The sequence below is a fragment of the Dactylosporangium cerinum genome (assembly GCF_042653625.1).
GTDB classification, from domain to species: Bacteria; Actinomycetota; Actinomycetes; order Mycobacteriales; family Micromonosporaceae; genus Dactylosporangium; species Dactylosporangium cerinum.
The window spans coordinates 47,430-67,595 of sequence record NZ_JBHSIU010000012.1 but is presented as its reverse complement, the minus strand read 5'-3'; the positions used below and the strand labels follow the sequence as shown (position 1 = coordinate 67,595).

Below are 20,166 nucleotides of genomic sequence, written 5' to 3'. Positions count from 1 at the left end.
CATCCGGCCCACCCCCGTACCACCGGCCGATGCCGTCTTCCGGCGGCAGTGCACTACCCGGCGTGTATCGCCCTGCGCTGATCTGGTCCCGCAGGAGTTCGGCCAGCTGCACGTACACGGGAGTCGGCGATCCACGATCGATACCCATCCGTCAACATTAGGCCATACGGCCATTAGAAGTCATCATCGGCGAGGCCGCGGCACCGGCCCGTGCGGCGGCGCACTCGTCGATCTGGTCGTACCACCAAGCCGGTTGGGTGGATCTAGCCTTCGGGTGCTCCGTGCTGGCGGGCGTTGCCGGTCTGACCGCCGGCGAGGCGGTTCCGGAGCGTTTCAAGGCTGACGCCGTCGTCGGTGCAGAAGGCCGGCCAGTCCGCCGCGAGGTAGCCGGTACAGGCCGCGGCGGCGCTGTCCGGGGTGGCGCAGACGCTGCCGTCCTCGGTGATCAGGTTGCCGTCCGCGTCGACGGTGACCGTGTGCCGCTCGTCGAGTCGGGGGCGGGCCCAGGTCAGGCGTTGGCCGGGTTGCAGCAGGCCGGCGTGGACCAGCGTGCCGAGTCCGCGTTTGCCCGGCCGGTGGCGGCGCCGCCCGGACGGGTCCCGGCCGGGCAGTCGCAGGAGCTTGCGCAGGACGCCGTTGAAGGTGTCACCGGTCCGGCCCAGCTCGCGCAGCGGGGCATACACCTGATCATCAGCGTCGATCTTGTTCGCGTCCCGCTGACCGTCCTTCCGCATTCGCGCCGCGACCGCAACGTCCCGCGGTGGCAGGCCTCAGCCGGACGGCCGCGGACCGAGCTCCATCCACGCGCTGCGTGCACCACCAGTCAAGTCCGGAGGGCGAGCACATGCGTGCCCGGCCAAGCTGGTCACACGGCAGATGTCCACAACGGACGCGCCCTGCGCGCTGCTGCGGCACGCCGCGTTAGCAACACTCGCAACGGTCCCATGGTGCCGCCCGGTGCACCGCCCCGATACCGGGACCAGACGAGCCCCGACCGGGCCGTCGCCGCGCGGCGCATCGCACCGTGGCGGTAGCACGTGCGTCGCGTCCGCCGGCCGTCGTCGGCGGGCCATCGGTCCGGCATCGCTACGGCACGGCTGCCGACTGAGTCATGCGCGGCACTGCCGCTTCATTCGTCGCGACCGGCGCATACCCCGCGCCGGCACGACGGAAGGACCAGCCGTGATCGCTGCCCGACTCGACGAGAACGCTCCACCCGCGGACGACCCGTTCACCGCCCTCACCGCCGAACTGACCGAGCTCGGCTACACCGCCGACGACGCCGTCAACGGCATCACCACCTACGCCGACCCCGACGGCGGCGGCGTGCTGGCCACGATCGAAATCGTCCACCGGCACGAAGCCCGATTCAGCCGCCGCAACGACGACGGCAACCCGACCTGGATGATCCAGCTCACCGCCGACGTGCCCGACCGCATCCAGCGCATCGCGCTGTACGCGATCCTGCACGCCGATCACACCGACGAGCAGCAGATCCTGCACAACATCAGCGGCGCGATCACGACGGGAACCGACGAGTCCTAGCCACGGCCGCCGCAGGGGCGCCCGACGACCCGTCGGACGCTCCTGCCGTCGTTGCCGCAACAACGGTCACGACCCGTCTGGATCGGGGGCCTGATGCCCATGCGGGCGTGACCAGCCAGCGTGCACCGCTCGCACCAGCAACCCGCGAAGGAATCCGAACCCCCCGGCGCCGACCGGGCGCCGGACTTGGTGCCGGCCGACAGTCGAGGTTCCATGCAAGCCGATCGATGCCGATATGGCGGTCGCCCGGCCATGCGGATGTGGCCCTTGCGTGTCGCGACGCGTCCGCACGCCGCGGCTCCGGGCGAACCGGGCGGGCTTGCGAGTCGGCGGTGTGCGCGCCGAACCGGCGGGGTGGCGAAGGTGGGAGGAACGGATGGGGCTGGCACCTGCACGGTTGCCGGACGCTGGGGGATGGCAGGAGCCCGCTGTCGAGGCGGCGGCTGCCGCATTGGCCGGCGGTGGCCGGGGTCAGATCATCGCCGCGTGCGGGACCGGTAAAACGGTCGCCGCCGCGCACGTCGCGATGCGGGTGTGCCCGGCCGGCGGGGTCGCGGTGGTGGCCTGCCCGACGGTCGCGCTGGTCGCGCAAACCCTGCACGTGTGGCGCGGCGTCGCCGGCGCCGTCCTCGCGGTGTGCGGCGACGACGGCGTCACCGACCCGGCCGTCATCAGCACCGACCTGCCCGCCACGACGACCACCGACCCCGACGTGATCGCCGCCTGGCTGGTCGAACCCGTACCGGGCCGCCGGCTCATCGTCACCACCCACCTGTCGGCCGGGCAACTCGGACTGGGGCTGCGCGCCGCCGGCGTCACCGCCGACCTCCTGGTCGTCGACGAGGCCCACCACACCGCCGGCCACGACGGCAAACACTCCGCCCTGCTGCACGACGACACGACCCTGCCGGCCCACCGCCGGCTGTACCTGACCGCCACCCCACGCCTCGGCGACACCGGCGACGACGACACGCCGGTGCTGTCCATGGACGACCAGGCCGTGTTCGGGCCGGTCCTGGCCCGCTACCCGTTCGCCCAGGCCATCGCCGACCGTTGGCTCGACGACTACCGCATCGCGATCGTTGCGGTCACCCGCGCCGAACTCCTGCCACTACTTCGCACCCTCACCAGTCCTGGCCGGCCCACCGCGACCGACGTCGGCGGCGGGGACGGGCCGCTGCGCACCGCGATGGTCATCACCGCCCTGGCCCGCGCCGCCACCGAATTCGACCTGCGCCGCGCCATCGTCTACCACCCGCGCATCGCCACCTCCGAAGCGTTCATCGACGCCCTGCCCGGCACCCTCGCCACCCTGCCTGACACCGCCCGTCCGGCACGGCCGCTGACGTGCCACCACGTCGACGGCCGCCACGACAGCGCCTACCGCCGCGCGGTCCTGGCCGACCTGGCCGACCCGCCGCACGACGGGTGGACCGTGGTGTCCAACGCCCGCTGCCTCGGCGAAGGCGTCGACGTCCCCGCCGTCGACAGCGTCGTGTTCGCCCACCCCAAGACCTCACCCACCGACATCGTCCAGGCCGTCGGGCGGGCGCTGCGCCGCAATCCGGCCGGCAGCGGCGTCGCGACGATCCTCGTGCCGGTCCTTGCCGCCGACGAACCCGACGCCGCGAATCACGCCGCCGCCCAGGCCGACCTGGACGGCTACCACACCGTCTGGGAAGTCGTCCGCGCCCTGCGCGCCCACGACGAAACCCTCGCCGCTGCCCTGGACCTGCAACGCCAGGCCGGACCCGCGGACCGGTGGACCCTCCCGGACAAGATCGTGGTCCGGGTCCCGGACGGCTACGACGTCGAGCAGTACCTGCGGCACCTCACCATCCGGCTGATCACCGCCACCACCTCACCCTGGTGGGAAGGCTACGGCGCCGCCACCGCCTACCACGCCACCCACGGCCACCTCGGCATCCTCGTCGACCACGTCACCGACACCGGCTACCCCCTCGGCCGGTGGCTGCACCACCAACGCAAAGCCCGCCGCAGCGGCGTCCTGTCCAAAGCTCGCATCGCCGCCCTGGACTCCCTCGGCATGCCATGGGACCCGCGCGGCACCCGCTGGCAGGTCGGGCTGGCCCAGGCCACTGCCTACCGCCACCACGAAGGCCATCTCCGCGTCGCACCGGAGTACGTCACCGCCGACGGCTACCCGCTCGGCTCGTGGATCCGCTACCAACGCAAGCAGTACAACGCCGGCAAGCTCGGCCCCGACCGGGCCGCTACGCTTGAGGCGCTCGGCATCGAGTGGTCCCCGTACGAGGCGATGTGGCAACGTGGCATCACCGCCGCCACCGCTTACCACGCCCGCCACGGCCACCTGCAGGTCCCCGACGAACACACCGAACCCGACGGCTACCGCCTCGGCCAGTTCATCGTCGCCCAACGCATGCTGTACAAACGCGGCACCCTCACCACCGACCGCATCACGGCACTCGAAGCGGTCGGCATCATCTGGGACTCCCGCGAACACCGCTTCAATCTCGGCCTGACCGCCGCCCGCCGCTACCACCGCACTCACGGCGACCTGCACGCACCCAGCTCGTACCAGACCAGCGACGGCTTCCGCCTCGGCGTCTGGCTACAGAAGCAACGCGACAAACTGCACGCGGGCACCCTCACAACCGACCGCATCCGCGCGCTCGACGAGGTCAGCCCGACCTGGCGCCGCTGAACACGCGACACCACTGCTGACTCCCGAAGCCGCAACAGGCCCGCAGTCAAACACGTGTTCGATAGGATTGGCGGCATGGTGGGCATCCCCCAACTGCGCGAGGCCGGTTGGCTGATCACCGGGACCGACCGAGACCCAGTCCGGCACCTGTTCGTGCGACTGGAAGAAACGATGGACGGCTCCGGCCTGTGGACGGTCGAGCTCAGCGACTGCCGGCGCCCTGCCAGCGAAGGCGGCCACATCATGCACCGCTACCGCTGCGAGGCCCACGCCCGCAGCGCCGTCGCCGCGATCTACGCCCTCAGCCGACACCTGGAGCCGCTGCCTACCTGGGACCCGCAGCGATGTGAGCAGGCCCGCTGGCGGGTGAGGGCCGTCGCACCCGAACTGGCCGGCGCCTCGCGCGGGTCACCGGCGGCGAGGCAGCCGTAGACCTGCCGCGGCTCAGACGAGGTTCTCGTCGAAGCCTTCCAACTCCAGCGCCCGCTGTGCCGCCGCCCGCGCCATACCACCCAGGCGGGCGTACTCGGCGTTGTACGCCGTCTGCCAGGTCGTGTCGGCCCGCACCACTCGGTACAGCACCTGCCCACCATCGACCTCGAACGGCACGTCACCGGAGCTGAGATCCTCCAGCGATACCTGCTGCATCAGGGTGCCGCCGGGCAGCCCGGTCATCCGGCTCACCTGATCCAGGGTCGGGTCGAAGAACCAGCCGGTCCGGGCGGCGTGCAGAACCAGGTGACCGGCGCCGTTCCACCGTGCGGGGTCGAAGTTCGGTCCCCGCAACACCCGGCCGCCGTCGTCGAGCACGCACACGCCGGTCGGGCCCTGCGCGACGACCGCAACGGCAAGCGGCTCTGCCCGCACCTCGACCAGCCGGGTGACGCGATCCAGCAGTACCACGCTCTCGATGCACCGAGGTCGGCGCTCATTGAGCTCGTTCACAAGCCGGGCAGCGCGGCCGAGCACAGTGACTCGTTGATCCGCGCTGAGCACCCGGATGCCCCGCCCCTTGCTGTTCCCGCGTGATCTTCCCACAGGTCGCCCTCCCCGCCAGGTGTCCGATCGCACCGCCCCCGCACCGTACGTCGTGACGCACTCGCCGTACGGCCGGAGCGGCGCAGCTATCCCGACGGCAGCAGCGCAAGATCCGGGCCCATGCGTTCGCAACCTCGGCGCTGGTCCGCTCCCCGTCGCGGATCAGCGCGTCGGCGAGCAGCGTGTCGAACCGCATTCCACACCGATGCACTGATGCCGCGGTTCGATGCTGAGGTCGGCGTAGCGCTGGGCTAGGCGGCTGAGGCTGGCGTTGGTTACCGCGGAGCGGTCAGCCGTCACTCAGCGGCTATCGCCGCCACCAGCGACGGAGCAGGACATGCGGTGTCACTGCATGGCCTTATCGGGCGGAGGGTTGGTCTGGCGGTGGATTCCGTCTGCTGGCGCCATCACTGATGATGGTCCGGTGGCGAGTATCGACGTGGTGTGGGCTCGGATCCGGGACTGCGCCGGGCAGCAGTTCCGAACGGTGAACGATTTGCCGTTTACCTACGAGGTCCCGGGCAACTATCTGCGGGTTGACCGGACGGATAGGAACCTGTCTCGGACGAACTTCGCTAAGGCGATTGAGCTCATGCCCGCCGACGGGCCGGGCCAGCTCGCTGGTCGGCAGGGAGCGTCGTACGCATGGGGGATCCTGATGGATCCGCGGATCAGACGGGACGACTGGTGATGCAGCTCGACCACCTGAACACCCATCAGGTTCACCAGGTCGCACGGTTCTACGCGGCCGCGGCAGCAGCTTCGCACGGCCACCAGGTCGAAGTCGTGGGCGCACGTACCCGCCTCACCGTCGACGGCCGGACCGTCCAGGTGCTCTCGCGGCGCCAGCACGGCTCCCCATGGCAGGCCAATGTCAGCACCCCGACGGTTGAAGACGCACACGCGGTGATCTTCGTCGACCTAACAGGCGAGACGCCCGACTACTTCGTCGCTCCCGCCTTATGGGTGCAACAGGATGTCCGTATGCATCATGAGGCTTGGCTCGCCCGTGTGGGCGGCACCCGCCCCCGCAATCCTACGAGTGATCATACAGCCATCCCCGTCGATCGCATCCAGCAGTGGCATCGCCGGTGGGACGTCCTGGCTGCCGACCAGACCGGCTGAACAGCATTGCGTTTGCAGTGCCTCTCACCAGCTTCCCCAGGGATCGCCTTGCAAGGCTTCGGCATTCTTGCTTAGCTCGGCGGGGTCGGGGCTGCCGTCCAGATGTTGGAGTTGGATTCCGTGCCCGCGGCGACGATGGCTTCGAGGAGCTCGACGGGCATCGCCGAGCGCGTCGCCAGCGTGTCCAGATGGATACCGTCGGATGCGAGCAAGCGCATCGCCTGCCCAACGAGGGAGGGGGCTTCACGGGGACCGAGATCGCCGGGTTCTGGATATCCCCAGTCGGCGAGCAGGGTCATGCCGCGGCGGTAGGTGTGGTCGCGGTAGACGCCCATCGTGTGGCCTCGGTAGATGAGTGCCTTCAGTGACATGCCCCAGCGGCGTTTGAGTTCGTGAAGGCGGTCGAAGTTGAGCCGGCCGGGCAGTTCGTTGCGCAGTCGGCTGGTCGGGGCGAGGAATTGTGATGCGAACGTACTGGCCTGCCGCTCGAGGATTTGGCTGCCTGGTTCGGCGTCGTGGTGCAGCAGGAGGTGGCCGAGTTCGTGGGCGGCGTCCATCCGGGACCGGGCTTTGTCGTTCTTGCCGGGGCTGGCGAAGATGAACGGTCGTTGCCCGTACCAGTGGGAGAAGGCGTCTACCCGGTCGGAGGCGTCGGGCAGGGTGAGCACGATGATGCCGTGCGACTCGAGCAGCCGTGTGACGTGCGGAATCGGTTCGTCACCGAGTCCGAAAGCGGCACGGGCCTCGATCGCGGCACCTTCGACATGCGCCGTCGTCGCCGGTTCCGGCAGGTCGAGCTGCGGCAGTCGCAACTCCGGCAGGTGCAGGTACCGCTGCACCACGTCGATGACCCGCCAGGCGATCTCTCCGAAGGCGAGGGCCTGATCGCGTTCGGCCTGTGTGGTGACCCGCAGGCTCCGGAAGTGGGCATGGCCTGGCGTGGCCGGCGTCGGGAAGCCTGCGGCGAAGAACTCGACGGGCAGCGCGAGGGCGAGGGCGAGCCGGCCGAGGACACCGGCAGATGGCCGGGCCTGGCCGAGTTCGTACTGGCTGACGGCGGCGGCGGTGACTCCGGTGTGCACCGCGAGCTGCTTCTTGGATATGCGCCGCCACCGCCGGGCCAGGGTGAGTGCGTTCGGCTGGAATGCCGCTACCGCCAACGCGGGCGTGACGGCGCGACTCGATCCTCGGCTCATGCAGACATCGGAGCGCCCGCGGTCTGGGCATCGCGGCGCAGCTGCAACTCAACGCCCGGAATCGGCAGCTCATCATGGCGCGGCTGCGTACGCTCCGACGCCCGATCAGCCGGTCCTGTAGCGGTGCGGGCGGGAGTGCCGAACCACAGGGCCACCTCGAACCACGGTGAGCCGCCGTTGCGGTTATCGCGGGGCAGGCCGAGGTAGGCAATCACTTCGCCGGTGTCGATGTCACCGGCATGTGCGACCCGGATGTGCCGCTTGCGGGGAATCAGGCCGGCGAACGCGTGCGGGAACTGCTCGTCGTCGTCGAGTGCCAGCTGCCCGTCGGCGCTATTCTCCACCGCCCCGCCGAGACGGGTCTCGCTACCTTCCCACCGGATCGACTCGACACTTGAGTCGGTGCCGCCCTGCAACGAGTAAAGCCGCAGGATGTAGCCGGCCGCCAGAATCTCCAGCGAATTGTCCTCGACCCGGGCATCCATGCCAGGACGCCCGGCGAACTCGGCAGCACCAAGGTTCGTCAGGTTTCGCCACACGGTGGTGCCGAAGCTCATGGCGTCGTCGCCCAGGGCGGGTTCGTGGCGTTCGGCCGCCCGTCGATATACCTGCCGGATGAGGTCGGCCAGGGGGGTGAGGACGCCACGTTGGTCCAGCGTGGCGATCGCGTCAGTCAGCAAATCCACGACCGAAAACCTAGCAGCATCATCTGTTGATGTTGCTGAAATCAAGCGTCGGCACGCCGTGGTCCGGTGTACCGCGTCAGGACCGAGTTGCGATCGCCATTCGGCGCCTGATGTCAGCGCCAGCGACCGGACGCCCAGCCCTATGCTGCTCGGATGGTGTATTACCGACCGGGCGACAGGGTTGAGCTCGTTCGCACTACGGACGTCCTCACCGAGCTACGTCCTGGTGATCAAGGAGTCGTCACCCGGTTCGACTTTGAGCGACACATGGTCTACATCGACTGGGATGGCGGCAGCCGGCTATCCATGTGCCTCGACGCGGGTGATCAGATCCGCACCATCCGGTCGATCACCAGCGTCGACGGTGCTGTCGACGCCGAGCCCTTCGGGGCCCAGGATCAAGGGACAGGTCAAGCAGAGGACGTGGTCCGGGCGCCTCTTCACGCAGGTAGGCCCGCTCAGAATATTGGCGCGGTCTTGCGGCGCCTCGATCGGACGGGCCTCGACACAAACGACCTCGTCAGCTTGGCATGGATCATCGATCGGGTCGACCGCCGAGCGTCGCTGGAGCGCATAGAGGGCAATCTTTCCAGTGTCGGCCAGATCGCCGGAGTCGTGATTAGCAACCCAGCAACTGTGTCGGAGGTTGTCGACATCTGTACCGCCTACTTGCAGGTTCAGCTGGTGCCCAGCGGCGACAGAGTCCTCTGGTCGCTCAACGATCTCATCGCTGCGCAGCAGCAGGAGTGCCTCTTCGAGCTGGCCTGAAATCACCGGATCGTGCTGGGGTGGTCGCCGCGATCTTCAGCTGGTCGGCGCGATCAGCCCGGTGCATGACTAGTAGATCAGGTTCTATACGCTGAAGAGTGCACACGCTTATCAAGGTGCAGCCTGAATGCGACCGTTCGAGCCGTACTGGTAGTAGCTGACGGTCTTGAACGGGGCTGCGACGTATACCATCGCCGGTCCCTCGCGCTCCAGTTGGTACTGGCGGGTGACGCCGAGGGCCCACATGTGCGGGGTCCCCTCGATGTACCCGGGTGGAACGCCGCCCTCAGCTCGGACCTGGCGAGGGGATGCGCGACGGTGCGCTTGGTATGCGATGAAGGGACAGAGGGTGACGGCGGCTCGCATGCAATCGGGATGGGCGGGGGGGTCGAGGTACCGGCGCGACTCGAGATGCGCGGGAGTTCCGAGGAACGCCACCCAGTAGCCCATCTCGATGCCGCACAGCGAGCACAGCCGTCTCGCAGCCAGGTGGGCGGCTACTGGGCCGTTGACAACGGTGAAGTCGACGTAGTCACCGGCCGGGGACGAGTGCATGCTGACGGGTGGTATGGGTAGGTTTCGACGTGGTTCGTGTGGCCGTGCTGCCAGTGATGCCGGAAGTTCCGGCCGGTCTTCGGTCACGTTCATCTCCGCCGATGGATGGGTGTTGGCGGACATGAACGCTTCACTCGTTGCGACACGTCAAGTCGTGGACGGCAGATGTTGCAGCGATGTGTATGCTTGGGCCTCAACTTCAGAGGTGCCAATCAGCCGCGTCCTACCGCATGGGGGCCGCAGCGAAGCCGAGAGGAACCATCTTTGATCACTCCCGAGGTGGAGTCTGCCCTGCGCCGTGCCTACGCGCGGATCCCATACCAGCGGGCGAGCTACTACGAAACCGAGATCTCGGAACGAGTGCTGAACGAGCTCGTGTCCAACGTCCACCGGACGCAGTCGGACGACTATCAGCTGCGCAACGCCCGCCGGAACGCCATCAAAGTCCTCAAGAGTCGATCCGAGGTCGCCACCATCGGAGTGCAGCCCGCCGATGGCGAGGGGCCCGACGGGGACGACGCGATCGCGCGCCTCGAACTCATGGAGTGGCTCCGGACGACCGACGTCCTGCAGGACGAGGAACGCGCCATCCTGTGTGCCATCGCGGCAGACATGAGCGTCGAGGCACTTGCGGCACAACTCGGCTTCGCCCCGAACGCCCTTTCCGTCAAGATCAGCCGGATTCGGCGCAAAGCCCGGTCGGGTTGGTTGACTGACACGCGATGAGCAGGAACTGCATGCGACCGTGCCGAATACCGGTAGTGCCACAAGGCAAACGAGCGAGGAACTGATGACCACGAGCCCTGTCTTCCAGCCCCCGGCCAACGCAGCCGGTTCTGCTGATGCGACCGTTGCGGTCGACCTGCTACGCGCCGCCGACACGTTGTACAGCTTGCGCGATTCGGGCTACAACCTGAGTTCTGCGGTCGGCGAGGCAATCGATAACTCGATCGAAGCTGGCGCGACGTTGATCAAGGTTGCAACCGGAAAATCGAAGGATAAGAAGGCCATTGCGACGGTGGCTATCGCAGATAACGGACGAGGTATTTCGGCTGAGATACTTCCGCAAGTTCTCCAGATTGGATTCAGCACTCGATACAACTCGCGTAGCGGTCTTGGCCGTTTCGGAATGGGGCTCAAAACCGCCGGCCTCAGCTTGGCCGAGCGCATCGAGGTGTATACCCGACCACAGGGCACGAGTTCGTATTTGTCGACATATCTGGACTTGAGGAAGGTGCGTTCGGAAGAGCAGACGCACTTGTCCGCTGAGCGAATTAAAGGCTGGCCGGACGAGTTCGCCGACCTCATGGTCGACGCTAAGGGGCGGAAGTTCGACTCCGGTACATTGGTTGTGTGGGCAGACGTCGATCAATTGCGAGGCGGCGGAGCGTTCGCCACTGGACTGCAACAGCGTGAGACTGACCTACTGAAATTCATCGCCCGAGCGTATCGCCGCTTCCTGGCTCCGGAGAAGGGCATCACAATTGAGCTTAATGGGGTGCCGGTGGCGCTTCACGATCCGCTGTTCTTGTTGCCCAACCCCCGGGTCGAGGCGATGTACCCGGGCGTGCGGGGACAAATCGTCGATGAAGGCGAAATTGAGGTACAGGGTCATAAGGTGCAGGTAAAGGTCGCCCTGGCACCGAAGGAGTTTCGTCCTGCTCAGGGCACTGGTGGCGCTAAGGCTGCCGATGGTCGGGAGATCAAGAGCTTTCACATAGCTGAAAATGAGAGCCGGCTCTCGATGATCCGTAACGGACGAGAGATCTATTATGACATTGTGCCGCGAGTCCTTCCGAATGGAATGGACAAGAAGGATCGCTATATCGGTATTGAAGTATCGTTTCCCGGCGAACTCGACGACTTTTTTCGAGTGATGCACATCAAGCGCATGCCGGAGCCCGTCGACAAGCTCAAGGCCGAGCTGGCGACCTGGCTGGAACGTCCTGTGAAGCGTGCGCGGGAGCAAATCCAGAAGGACTGGGCCGCCCGCCAGGCGGGCTCGCGTGGCGCCGCGCAGGAGCACAAGACCGCTCGCGACGTCGTTTCTGAGGCGGAAAGGGAAGCCGCACGCGGCCGCGCCGGCGCCGACACGCCACCCGAGAAGGCGAAAGAGGAGATCACTCGGGTTCTCGAAACGGTCAGGCAAGCAAACCCGGACCTTGATGAGCAAGAAGAGCGTGTCGACCGTATCCGAACCTCGCTCGAAGAGGGAAGGATGAACATCGACACGTCCGCTTGGCCCGGCACGGAACTATTCGAGATTGCGCATCTGAATAGCGGGGCAACAGTGCTGCTCAACTTGCGACATGCCTTCATGGACGAGATCTACGTCAAGCTCGGCGATGTGGCGTCCGGGAAGCGGCCTTTAACTGCCGACCAGGTACGGAAGATGGCCGCCGAGGCGGAGACGGCGCTAGACCTGTTGTTTCTGGCCTACGCTAAAGCAGAAAATATGCATGCTGATCCAGAGACCTTCACCCAACTGAAGACCTACTGGGGGAGCAATCTTCAGGACTATATGAAACGGTACTCAAAGTTCCGACTTCAGTCGTAGTAGGGTCTCGGCCGAAGCGAGAATTGTGCATCAGTCAAGGCCAGGTATATGCCGGGCGTATTTGAAGACGACTGAAGATTAGCTAGGCGGGTCGGCGATCGGTGCGTGGGATGGCATTTATCTCGATGCAACGCAGTGTGCCCTGAGCGTTATGCCGCACGATTACGTGTAGCGATACAGCAAGGGTGATGAGTGGGCTAACGTTTCCGCTTCTGGCTAAGTACCTTTTGCCAGCCGGTGCGGCTCCCGATGATGTCTGGGCGGTCAAATAGCCCATCTGCGGTCTCTTCGGCGGTTAGACGACTCCATGCAGCGCGCATGGGATGGTCCTGCGCCACGAATTCTTCGCGGCGGTGCAGGATCGGTGGGTTAAGGGACCGTGCGTGGTCCGCATGGCTGACGCGTAGGAAACCGATATCGACGTCTGTTGCACTGCGTTGTTCGGGATGAGGGTCTGTGTCGAATGTCGGGTAGCTAAGGTATGAGATCGCCGGCGTGTCGTAGCGAAGCCGGATGATTGTTGTGTCGGTCGGTCTGCCGGCCAAAACCTGCGCGCACGCCTCGTAGATTCGCAGGATTGCGGGTAGGCGATGGATCGCGTCGATGTGTATATAGAGTGAGGTAGGGGTGATCTTGCCGGTTCTCGCCGATTGAACGGAGCGGCAAATATGCTCCGGTTGACCCGCCGCCTTCAGGAGCTGTTCAGCCGTGCGGTACGCCTTGGTGTAGCTCCCGAAGAACGCCCGAACATCCGCACGGACGTCCGGCGGAAGATCAGCCAGCTTGGGCCTGCCGTGGAAAGCGTCCATGGCAAGGGCCACGACAAGGTCCGCCGTCCTGCGTCGTGCCGCCACGATGGTTACGCCGGGCGTGACGATCTGTTCCGCCGCCCGTCGTGCGCGCGGCAGGGTCCCGTATTCGGTGGTGAGGTCAGCGATCAGTTGTGGTCGTTCATCCATCGCCGGCATGCGGCCGTGGCGCTCAAGGTGTGCGACGAGCTGCCGGAGCGGGTGCTGCTGCGCGCCGTGGTCTCCGTCGTCGGTGTCGGTGAATGCGCGGTGGACGAACGCCAGCCGTGCGGCTGACGAGTTGAAGACGTACGCCGTTTCGGGTCCGCCGCTTAACGGTCGAATCCCAGTAATGAGTCCAACCCAGAGTCGGAACTCGCGCGGCCGGTGCAGCGCCTGGAAGGTACTTCTGCTGGTGACAACGCCGTCCACGTGATCGTCACCGCGGACGTCGTCCCACCTCAGTCGCGTGGAGACTACGAGGCATTGCCGTGCGAGCCGTTTGGCGTGCTGCAGGGTTTGCTCGCGTTCTCGGAGATCGTCGATGACGTTGAGGACGTAGGTGAGCAGGACGACGTCCGCCGGTGACGGCGGAGGCTCTGGGCTGTAGTGCGGATCCCACCCGGCGGCTGTGATTCCAGCCGCTTGGAAGCGGTGGACGTCGTCACCCCGGCCGCAGCCGTAGTCCAACACTGTGGTGTTGCTGGTGATGACGCCTTGATCGAGGGCGCGGCGGGCGGGTACTGAGAGCCGATCGCGGCTGATTGCAGTGCGCTCCCGGGAGATGGCTCTTGAGGTGGTCACAGCGGCAGTAGGTCTTGGAGGCGTGCGACTGCCTCCGGCCAGTCGGCTGGTTCGGTCATGTGGCTCCAGGACAGGCGAAGCGCCCCGCGGATGGAGTCGTCGGGCAGGGCCATCGCAATGAGGACGTGACTCGGGTCGTATGAGGCTGATGTGCAGGCCGAGCCGTTGGAGACCGCGAGCAGTCCACGCCAGGCGACCATGACTGCTTCGGAGTCCAGGCCGGGCAGGGACAGATTCACGACGTGAGGCATGGTGCGGGCGGGATCGCCATGGATCTGCGGGTTCAGTGGTGCCAGCCCGTCCAGGACGTTGGCTTTGTAGGCGAGGCAGGCCGCGTGACGCTCAGCGTGTTCCCGGACCGCGAGCTCGCTGGCGAGACCGAGGCCGGCGATGAGTGGTACCGGGAGCGTGCCTGGCCGCAGCCCGCGCTCCTGGCCACCACCGACGAGCAGGGGCGTGAGCGGTGGGCGACGGTAGCCCCTTTTGCGGGCGATCAGTGCACCGACGCCTTTGGGGGCGAAGACCTTATGGCCTGAGACCGCCGCGAGGTCGATGCGGGAGTGGCGGAGCTCCGGCAGCAGTTTGCCGAAGGCCTGTGCGGCGTCGACATGCAGGTAGGCCGGGTGCTCGCCGAGAAGTTCGCAGAGTTCTAGCACTGGCTGGACGACACCGGTTTCGTTGTTGGCCGCCATCATCGATATCAGCAGAGTGTCCTCGCGTACTGCCCCGGCGATCGCTGACGCTGACACTTGGCCGGACGCATTGGGCGCAATGAGCTCAACCTCGAAGCCCTCGCCTGCCAAGCGCTCAAGGGGCTCCAGCACGGCTTTGTGCTCGATCGCGGTGGAGACGATGTGCATGCGTCTCGTTCGACGGCCTTCCGGTGCGAGACCCAGCAGGGCGATGTTGTTCGCCTCGGTGGCGCCGGAGGTGAAGATCACTTCGTCCGTGTCGCAACGGGCGACCTGGGCCACCTGGCGACGGGCGTCGCTGACCGCCGTCTTGGCGGTTTGGCCCAGCTCGTGGGTTCGGCTGCCGGCGTTGCCGTACTCCTCCGTGAAGTACGACAGAACGATGTCGGCGACGCGCTTGTCCACCGGCGTGGTGGCGTTGGCGTCCAGGTAAACGGTCAACTGCTCTGCCTCCTTGTATCTGCATCGTCGTACACTTGTTCGAGCGGACTCGCGGACTATGATCGATGATGGCGCGACGTGTCGCGTTTGACGTAGAGACGTTAAAAACTTAACGTAAGGCGTGCGCGATCATGTGGAACGGCGGGGTGTGGCGGTAGTCGTCGACGATCAGCTTGAGGTCTCGTCGAGCCCCGCGCTGTCCGGCGTGTACGAGTACGCGTTTCCGGCAATCCGGGGTGTTCAGGCAGGCCGGGTCTATTTTGTGTCGATGTGTCCGTTGAAGTTACTGTCGAAGATGTTCGTCTGGGACGACGACGAGCTGCCGGCCGAGCTGCGGGCGCAGCGCACGCTGAACCGGGGCCGGATCCCTGAGATCGTGCGCTACATCGAGGAGAACACCGCGTCGTACACGTTCTCCGCGATCACAGCTTCCGTCGACGCGTCGGTCCGGTTCGCGCCGGCGCAGGCGGCAGAGGCGAATTCCGGCCTCGGCACACTCCGCATCCCGATGGACGGTCGGTTCATCATCAACGACGGACAGCACCGCCGGGCGGCCATCGAGCAGGCCCTGCGGACCAATCCGGAACTCGGCGACGAGACGATCGCGGTGGTGTTCTTCCTCGACAAGGGGTTGGAACGCTGCCAGCAGATGTTCGCCGATCTCAACCGGCACGCAGTCCGGCCGTCGCCGTCGATCGGCGTCCTCTACGACCATCGTGACCCCCTCGCGGCGGTCTCCCGGACCGTTGCGGCGCAGTCACCGGTCTTGCGCGGTTTCGTTGAGCAGGCGTCGACGTCGTTGGCCAAGGCGTCCCGCAAGATGTTCACGCTGTCCGCCGTGAACGGTTCACACAAGGCGCTGTTCGCACGTGTCACCACGTTGGAGCACCCGGAGATGGTCGACGTCGCGACGGGCATGTGGACGGCACTGGACCGCCAGTTCCCCGAGTGGGAGATGATCCGGGCTAAGCAGGTTCACGCCCGGGAGATCCGGCGCGACTTCATCCACACCCACGGCATCGTGCTGACCGCGCTCGGTCGTGTCTGCAATACGCTGCTCATCGACGGTGTGAGCGTCAAGCGATGGCCGCAACGCCTCGCCCCGCTGTCCAAACTGGACTGGGCCCGCACGAACGCGGACCTGTGGGAGGGCCGGGCCATGGTCGGCGGCGCCGTGACGAAGGCGAGCAACAACGTCGTCCTGACGACTGCGGCGCTGCGCCTGCACCTGGGCATGCCGCTGTCGCCGGAGGAGCAGAAGGCCGAAGACAACCGGAAGGCACATGTATGACCAAGGTCTCGGTACCTACCCCGCGGCGCCGACCCTTCGGCGATCTCGGGCTTGCGAAGGCCGTGCAGGTCGCCGTGGAGGAGATTGTCGAGCTGTACCAGTCCGACGGCATACCGTGGGTCGTCGGCTACTCCGGCGGCAAGGACTCCACAGCGACCCTGCAGCTGGTGTGGCTGGCGTTGCAGACCCTTCCTCCCTCCGAGCTGACGAAACCGGTTCATGTAATCAGCACCGACACGCTGGTGGAGAACCCCGTGGTGTCGGCGTGGGTCAACCGCAGCCTCGAGGTGATGGGTGCCAAGGCCACCGAACTTGGTCTTCCGCTCACCCCGCACAAGTTGACCCCGGAGCTTGCCGACACGTTCTGGGTGAACTTGATCGGCAAGGGGTATCCGGCGCCACGACCGCGGTTCCGCTGGTGCACCGAGCGTCTGAAGATCAAGCCGTCGAACTCGTTCATCCGCTCGATGGTCCGGGCGCACGGCGAGGCGATCCTGGTCCTCGGCATGCGCAAGCAGGAGTCGTCCACCCGGGCGAGAGTCATGGCCGTACACGAAGTCAACCGCGTCCGTGAGCGGCTAGCACCCAACGGCAACCTCCCGAACTCGCTGGTCTACACCCCCATCGAGTCATGGAGCTCCGATGAGGTGTGGATGTTCCTCATGCAGGTGGCGAACCCGTGGGGGTACTCGAACAAAGACCTGCTGACGATGTACCAGGGCGCCTCCTCGGACAACGAATGCCCCCTCGTCGTGGACTCCTCGACCCCGAGCTGCGGTGACAGCCGTTTCGGCTGCTGGACGTGCACGCTCGTGGACCAGGACAAGTCCATGACCGCCATGGTGCTCAACGACGCCGAAAAGGCATGGATGGAGCCACTGCTCGCGCTGCGCAACGAACTCGATCTTCCCGATGACCGGGAATATCGCGACTTCCGCCGCATGAACGGCACAGTCCAGCTCTTCCACGACGAGCCGATCCCCGGCCCCTACACCCAGCCATCACGTCAACGCTGGCTACGCCGGCTGCTGGAAGCGCAGGAGGAGGTCCGGCGTAACGGTCCAGCCGAGGTAGTCGGCATCGAACTCATCACCCTGGCCGAGCTGGAGGAGATCCGCCGCATCTGGATCGTCGAGAAGCACGAGTTCGAAGACGCCCTGCCGCGCATCTACGCGGACGCAACCGGACGGCCCTACCCCGGCAAACCGCTCGATGAGGCGCTCCCGCTCGGCGCCGTCGAGGTCGAGCTGCTCGCCGAGATCTGCGGAGATGACCGGCTGCTGTTCGAGACCGTCCGCGAACTCCTCGACATCGAACGTCGTCACCGCAACCAGCTCCGTCGGGCCGGCCTCTTCCCGGCCTTGGAGAAGGCACTGACCAAGGGCTTCTACCTGGACCGGCATGACGCCGTGAACTATGCACGTCGACAGAAGGCCAGCCGTGACGCGGCGGACACCGCCGTCCTTGCGGACGGCATCCTCCAAGAGGTGCTCGACGTGAGCAGCGCCGACGGCCCCGTATTCGACGACTTCCGCTAGGCGCCTGATGATCTTTCAAGAGCTCGTCCTCACCAACGTCGGTCCGTTCGCGGGCCGACAGTCCATGCGGTTAGCCCCCAAGGAGCCGGATCGCCCGATCGTGCTGTTCGGCGGGCTTAACGGCGCAGGCAAGACCACGGTGCTTGAAGCGCTCCTTCTCGTGCTGTACGGGACCCTCACCCCAGGGAGTTCGCGCCGAGCCACCAGCTACGAGAAGTACCTCACCCAGCTCATTCACGACGCGGCCGATCCCGCCGGCGGTGCGTCGGTCGAACTCCTCTTCCGCGCAGTCCACGACGGGGCCTGGCAGGAGTTCCAACTCATCCGCCAGTGGGCAGTCGTCGCTGGCCGGCTCCGGGAACGCGTCGAGGTCAACCGTGATGGCTACCCCGACCAGATCCTCTCCGAAGGCTGGTCCGATCACGTCGAGACGCTCGTCCCACGAGGGGTGGCGAACCTCTTCTTCTTCGACGGCGAGCAGATCGAAGCCTTCGCGGAGTCCGACGTCTCCCAGGAACTGGTCCGCAGTGCCATCAGTGGCCTGCTCGGCCTCGACCTCGTCGACCGGCTCGAAGACGACCTGACCGTTCTCGAACGACGCCACCGTCAGGAGGCCGCTCAAGACGACGACCGCGCCGCCATGGTCGCCCGGCAGCACGAACTGCAGCGGCTCCGCACCAACGAACTCGACGTCATGCAGGCGCTGGAGAACGCCGAGCGGGACCTGCAACTCGCCACCGGGGATGCAGCAGCCGCCCGGTCCCGACTGCAGCGCGAGGGCATGCAGCAGTACGAGGACCGTGACCGCCTCACCGAACGACTCCACACGGCACGCACCGCCGCGAAGGCCGCACGCCAAGCACTCATCGACGCGGTCGCCGGATTCGGCCCCCTGCTGCTCGTTCCAGACCTGTTGACCGGCGCGATCGCACAGGCGTCAGCCGAACAAGACCAGGCCAACAACCAGACGCTGGTACGGCTGCTGTCGGCGCGTGACAACGCCCTGCTGGACCATCTGCGTTCCCAACGGGCCAGCCCCAAACTGCAAGCCGCGACAGCCGAGTTCCTCACCCAGGATCTGGCCGCCCGCGGAGCCAGTAGCCAGATCGATCCCTACCTCGGTCCCGACGAGGCGACCCTGACCCTTGCCCGTCAGCTGGCAGACACGGAACTTTCCGGCGTCCGGCGCGAACTGCGGCAACGGGTCGTCGCCCTGGAAAAGGCCCGAGCAGCGCTCGAAACTGCCGAGCGAGCGGCAGCCGCCGTGCCCGACGCGGACATCGGCGAAGCGATGGTCGCTGAGTACGAAAAGGCCAACGAGGCCGTCGTGAGCCTGCGCGCTCGAATCGACACGCTGCAGAAGGAACTCACTGCGATCCGATCCGCCGCGCAGACTGCGAAACAGTCGCTCAAGCGAGAACTGCAGACCGTCACCGAAGAGCGACTCAAGACGGAACGGGTTCGTCGCCTCGTCGAGCATGCCGGTCGGGCGCGCGCGACCCTTGCGACGCTGCGCGCCAAAGCGACCGAGCGGCACGTCAAGCGCATCCAGTCCATGGTGCTGGAGTCCCTGCAGCTGCTCTTGCGCAAGGACAACCTCGTGCACGAAGTGGTGATCGACCCCGATACCTGCCTGATGGAGCTGCTCACCCACGACGGCCGTCCGGTGCGACCGCGGACGCTGTCGGCTGGCGAGCGTCAGCTGCTGGCTGTGGCGCTGCTTGCCGGCCTGGCCCGCGCCTCGGGCCGCATGTTGCCGGTCGTGATCGACACCCCGCTCGGCCGACTCGACAGCGATCACCGGCTGCGCTTCGTACAGAGCTACCTACCCAACGCCAGCCACCAGGTGATCGTCCTATCAACCGATACCGAGATCACCCCGGACATCCTCGACACGCTCGACGGAGCGGTCAGCCACACGATCCGCCTCGAACATGATGTTGATACCCGTGGGACCCGGGTTGTCGAGGGGTACTTCAGCCGCGCCGTGAGCAGTAGCAAGGAGACAGCACGATGACCGCCCGGACGAAGAAGGCAGGCTCGCCCGGGGACCCGATCGTGGTACCACCGGAGTCGGTGCGGATCGGCTCCGACGTTCGGGAGCAGCTCATCACCATGAAACGCCGCACCGGCGTCATGAACTGGAACGTCCTGTGCCGATGGGCACTGTGCCGATCGCTGGCGGAGTCGACCCCTCCGCTCACCACAGCACTGAGCGGCGACGCCGCGGTTGAGATGACCTGGAAGACGTTCGCCGGCGCCGCTGGCGACATCTACTGGTGGGTCCTCAAGCAGCGCACCAAGGAATTCGGGCTCCCACTGGACGAGCAGTCACTCAACCTTCAACTTCGTGCGCACATCGCGCGTGGCACGCAGTACATGGTGGGCGACGCCAGCATGCGCGATACGCCCGACCTGGTGGCCCTGCTCGACTGATTCCACAACCCGTACCGGCT

The 20,166-nt window shown here is 66.4% G+C and carries 17 protein-coding genes; 11 read left to right on the top strand and 6 right to left on the bottom strand.

All coding sequences use genetic code 11. The features are described from left to right. Positions 1-263: 263 nt before the first annotated feature. Entirely contained in the window at positions 264-734 is a 471-nt protein-coding gene (locus ACFPIJ_RS12045) for a restriction system modified-DNA reader domain-containing protein (RefSeq protein ID WP_380114819.1), read from the bottom strand. Between the two features lie 448 nt (positions 735-1,182). Between ACFPIJ_RS12045 and ACFPIJ_RS12040 the strand changes: the two genes are divergently transcribed. The 3 genes from ACFPIJ_RS12040 to ACFPIJ_RS12030 all read left to right on the top strand — a co-directional run bounded on the left by ACFPIJ_RS12040 (position 1,183) and on the right by ACFPIJ_RS12030 (position 4,663). Then, positions 1,183-1,545, top strand: coding sequence for a hypothetical protein (locus tag ACFPIJ_RS12040; RefSeq protein ID WP_380114818.1), 363 nt, complete (start codon positions 1,183-1,185; stop codon positions 1,543-1,545). Positions 1,546-1,921: 376 nt separating this feature from the next. Beyond that, entirely contained in the window at positions 1,922-4,231 is a 2,310-nt protein-coding gene (locus tag ACFPIJ_RS12035) for a DEAD/DEAH box helicase (protein ID WP_380114817.1), read from the top strand. Between the two features lie 75 nt (positions 4,232-4,306). Continuing rightward, complete coding sequence (locus ACFPIJ_RS12030; protein ID WP_380114816.1) at positions 4,307-4,663, top strand: hypothetical protein; 357 nt, start codon at positions 4,307-4,309, stop codon at positions 4,661-4,663. A gap of 12 nt (positions 4,664-4,675) precedes the next feature. On the opposite strand, the gene ACFPIJ_RS12025 is transcribed toward ACFPIJ_RS12030, so the two are convergent. Beyond that, entirely contained in the window at positions 4,676-5,134 is a 459-nt protein-coding gene (locus tag ACFPIJ_RS12025) for a hypothetical protein (protein ID WP_380114815.1), read from the bottom strand. A gap of 822 nt (positions 5,135-5,956) precedes the next feature. On the opposite strand from ACFPIJ_RS12025, the gene ACFPIJ_RS12020 reads away from it, so the two are divergent. Next, complete coding sequence (locus ACFPIJ_RS12020; protein ID WP_380114814.1) at positions 5,957-6,394, top strand: hypothetical protein; 438 nt, start codon at positions 5,957-5,959, stop codon at positions 6,392-6,394. A gap of 71 nt (positions 6,395-6,465) precedes the next feature. Here ACFPIJ_RS12020 and ACFPIJ_RS12015 read toward each other — a convergent pair whose 3' ends face one another. Both ACFPIJ_RS12015 and ACFPIJ_RS12010 read right to left on the bottom strand, forming a co-directional pair. Beyond that, positions 6,466-7,590 carry an XRE family transcriptional regulator gene (locus ACFPIJ_RS12015; protein ID WP_380114813.1) on the bottom strand — a complete coding sequence of 375 codons (1,125 nt, stop codon included), beginning with the start codon at positions 7,588-7,590 and terminating at the stop codon, positions 6,466-6,468. Beyond that, positions 7,587-8,276 carry a hypothetical protein gene (locus tag ACFPIJ_RS12010; RefSeq protein WP_380114812.1) on the bottom strand — a complete coding sequence of 230 codons (690 nt, stop codon included), beginning with the start codon at positions 8,274-8,276 and terminating at the stop codon, positions 7,587-7,589. Before ACFPIJ_RS12010 ends, ACFPIJ_RS12015 begins: the two co-directional genes overlap by 4 nt. Before the next feature lie 153 nt (positions 8,277-8,429). Between ACFPIJ_RS12010 and ACFPIJ_RS12005 the strand changes: the two genes are divergently transcribed. From ACFPIJ_RS12005 to ACFPIJ_RS11995, 3 genes are all read left to right on the top strand, one after another. Next, positions 8,430-9,044, top strand: a complete 615-nt coding sequence (locus ACFPIJ_RS12005; protein WP_380114811.1) for a DUF4314 domain-containing protein — start codon at positions 8,430-8,432, stop codon at positions 9,042-9,044. Positions 9,045-9,863: 819 nt separating this feature from the next. After that, positions 9,864-10,325, top strand: a complete 462-nt coding sequence (locus ACFPIJ_RS12000; protein WP_380114810.1) for a hypothetical protein — start codon at positions 9,864-9,866, stop codon at positions 10,323-10,325. 64 nt (positions 10,326-10,389) lie between these two features. Further along, positions 10,390-12,156 (top strand): ATP-binding protein, encoded by a 1,767-nt coding sequence (locus tag ACFPIJ_RS11995; RefSeq protein ID WP_380114809.1) that lies wholly within the window; start codon positions 10,390-10,392, stop codon positions 12,154-12,156. A gap of 197 nt (positions 12,157-12,353) precedes the next feature. Here the strand turns inward: ACFPIJ_RS11995 and ACFPIJ_RS11990 are convergent, their stop codons facing one another. Further along, positions 12,354-13,748 (bottom strand): DNA phosphorothioation-associated putative methyltransferase, encoded by a 1,395-nt coding sequence (locus ACFPIJ_RS11990; RefSeq protein WP_380114808.1) that lies wholly within the window; start codon positions 13,746-13,748, stop codon positions 12,354-12,356. Continuing rightward, positions 13,745-14,881 carry an aminotransferase class V-fold PLP-dependent enzyme gene (locus ACFPIJ_RS11985; RefSeq protein ID WP_380114807.1) on the bottom strand — a complete coding sequence of 379 codons (1,137 nt, stop codon included), beginning with the start codon at positions 14,879-14,881 and terminating at the stop codon, positions 13,745-13,747. Before ACFPIJ_RS11985 ends, ACFPIJ_RS11990 begins: the two co-directional genes overlap by 4 nt. Before the next feature lie 121 nt (positions 14,882-15,002). Between ACFPIJ_RS11985 and dndB the strand changes: the two genes are divergently transcribed. The 4 genes from dndB to dndE are packed head-to-tail and all read left to right on the top strand — an operon-like array spanning position 15,003 to position 20,146. Beyond that, complete coding sequence (gene dndB / locus ACFPIJ_RS11980; protein WP_380114806.1) at positions 15,003-16,172, top strand: DNA sulfur modification protein DndB; 1,170 nt, start codon at positions 15,003-15,005, stop codon at positions 16,170-16,172. Further along, on the top strand, positions 16,169-17,710 hold the full coding sequence (gene dndC, locus ACFPIJ_RS11975; RefSeq protein WP_380114846.1) for a DNA phosphorothioation system sulfurtransferase DndC: 1,542 nt from the start codon (positions 16,169-16,171) through the stop codon (positions 17,708-17,710). The genes dndB and dndC overlap by 4 nt, the downstream gene beginning before the upstream one ends. A gap of 7 nt (positions 17,711-17,717) precedes the next feature. Next, the gene (gene dndD / locus ACFPIJ_RS11970) at positions 17,718-19,727 is read left to right on the top strand and encodes a DNA sulfur modification protein DndD (RefSeq protein WP_380114805.1); all 2,010 of its coding nucleotides are present in this window, start codon (positions 17,718-17,720) and stop codon (positions 19,725-19,727) included. Then, complete coding sequence (dndE, locus tag ACFPIJ_RS11965; RefSeq protein ID WP_380114804.1) at positions 19,724-20,146, top strand: DNA sulfur modification protein DndE; 423 nt, start codon at positions 19,724-19,726, stop codon at positions 20,144-20,146. Before dndD ends, dndE begins: the two co-directional genes overlap by 4 nt. The last annotated feature ends 20 nt before the right edge of the window (positions 20,147-20,166 follow it).

What these genes read in the sequence shown, in the direction of transcription:
- ACFPIJ_RS12045 (WP_380114819.1), bottom strand. Translation starts at nt 734, where the DNA reads ATGCGGAAGGACGGTCAGCGGGACGCGAACAAGATCGACGCTGATGAT.
- ACFPIJ_RS12035 (WP_380114817.1), top strand. Translation starts at nt 1,922, where the DNA reads ATGGGGCTGGCACCTGCACGGTTGCCGGACGCTGGGGGATGGCAGGAG.
- ACFPIJ_RS12030 (WP_380114816.1), top strand. Translation starts at nt 4,307, where the DNA reads ATGGTGGGCATCCCCCAACTGCGCGAGGCCGGTTGGCTGATCACCGGG.
- ACFPIJ_RS12015 (WP_380114813.1), bottom strand. Translation starts at nt 7,590, where the DNA reads ATGAGCCGAGGATCGAGTCGCGCCGTCACGCCCGCGTTGGCGGTAGCG.
- ACFPIJ_RS12005 (WP_380114811.1), top strand. Translation starts at nt 8,430, where the DNA reads ATGGTGTATTACCGACCGGGCGACAGGGTTGAGCTCGTTCGCACTACG.
- ACFPIJ_RS11995 (WP_380114809.1), top strand. Translation starts at nt 10,390, where the DNA reads ATGACCACGAGCCCTGTCTTCCAGCCCCCGGCCAACGCAGCCGGTTCT.
- dndC (WP_380114846.1), top strand. Translation starts at nt 16,169, where the DNA reads ATGACCAAGGTCTCGGTACCTACCCCGCGGCGCCGACCCTTCGGCGAT.
- dndD (WP_380114805.1), top strand. Translation starts at nt 17,718, where the DNA reads ATGATCTTTCAAGAGCTCGTCCTCACCAACGTCGGTCCGTTCGCGGGC.
- dndE (WP_380114804.1), top strand. Translation starts at nt 19,724, where the DNA reads ATGACCGCCCGGACGAAGAAGGCAGGCTCGCCCGGGGACCCGATCGTG.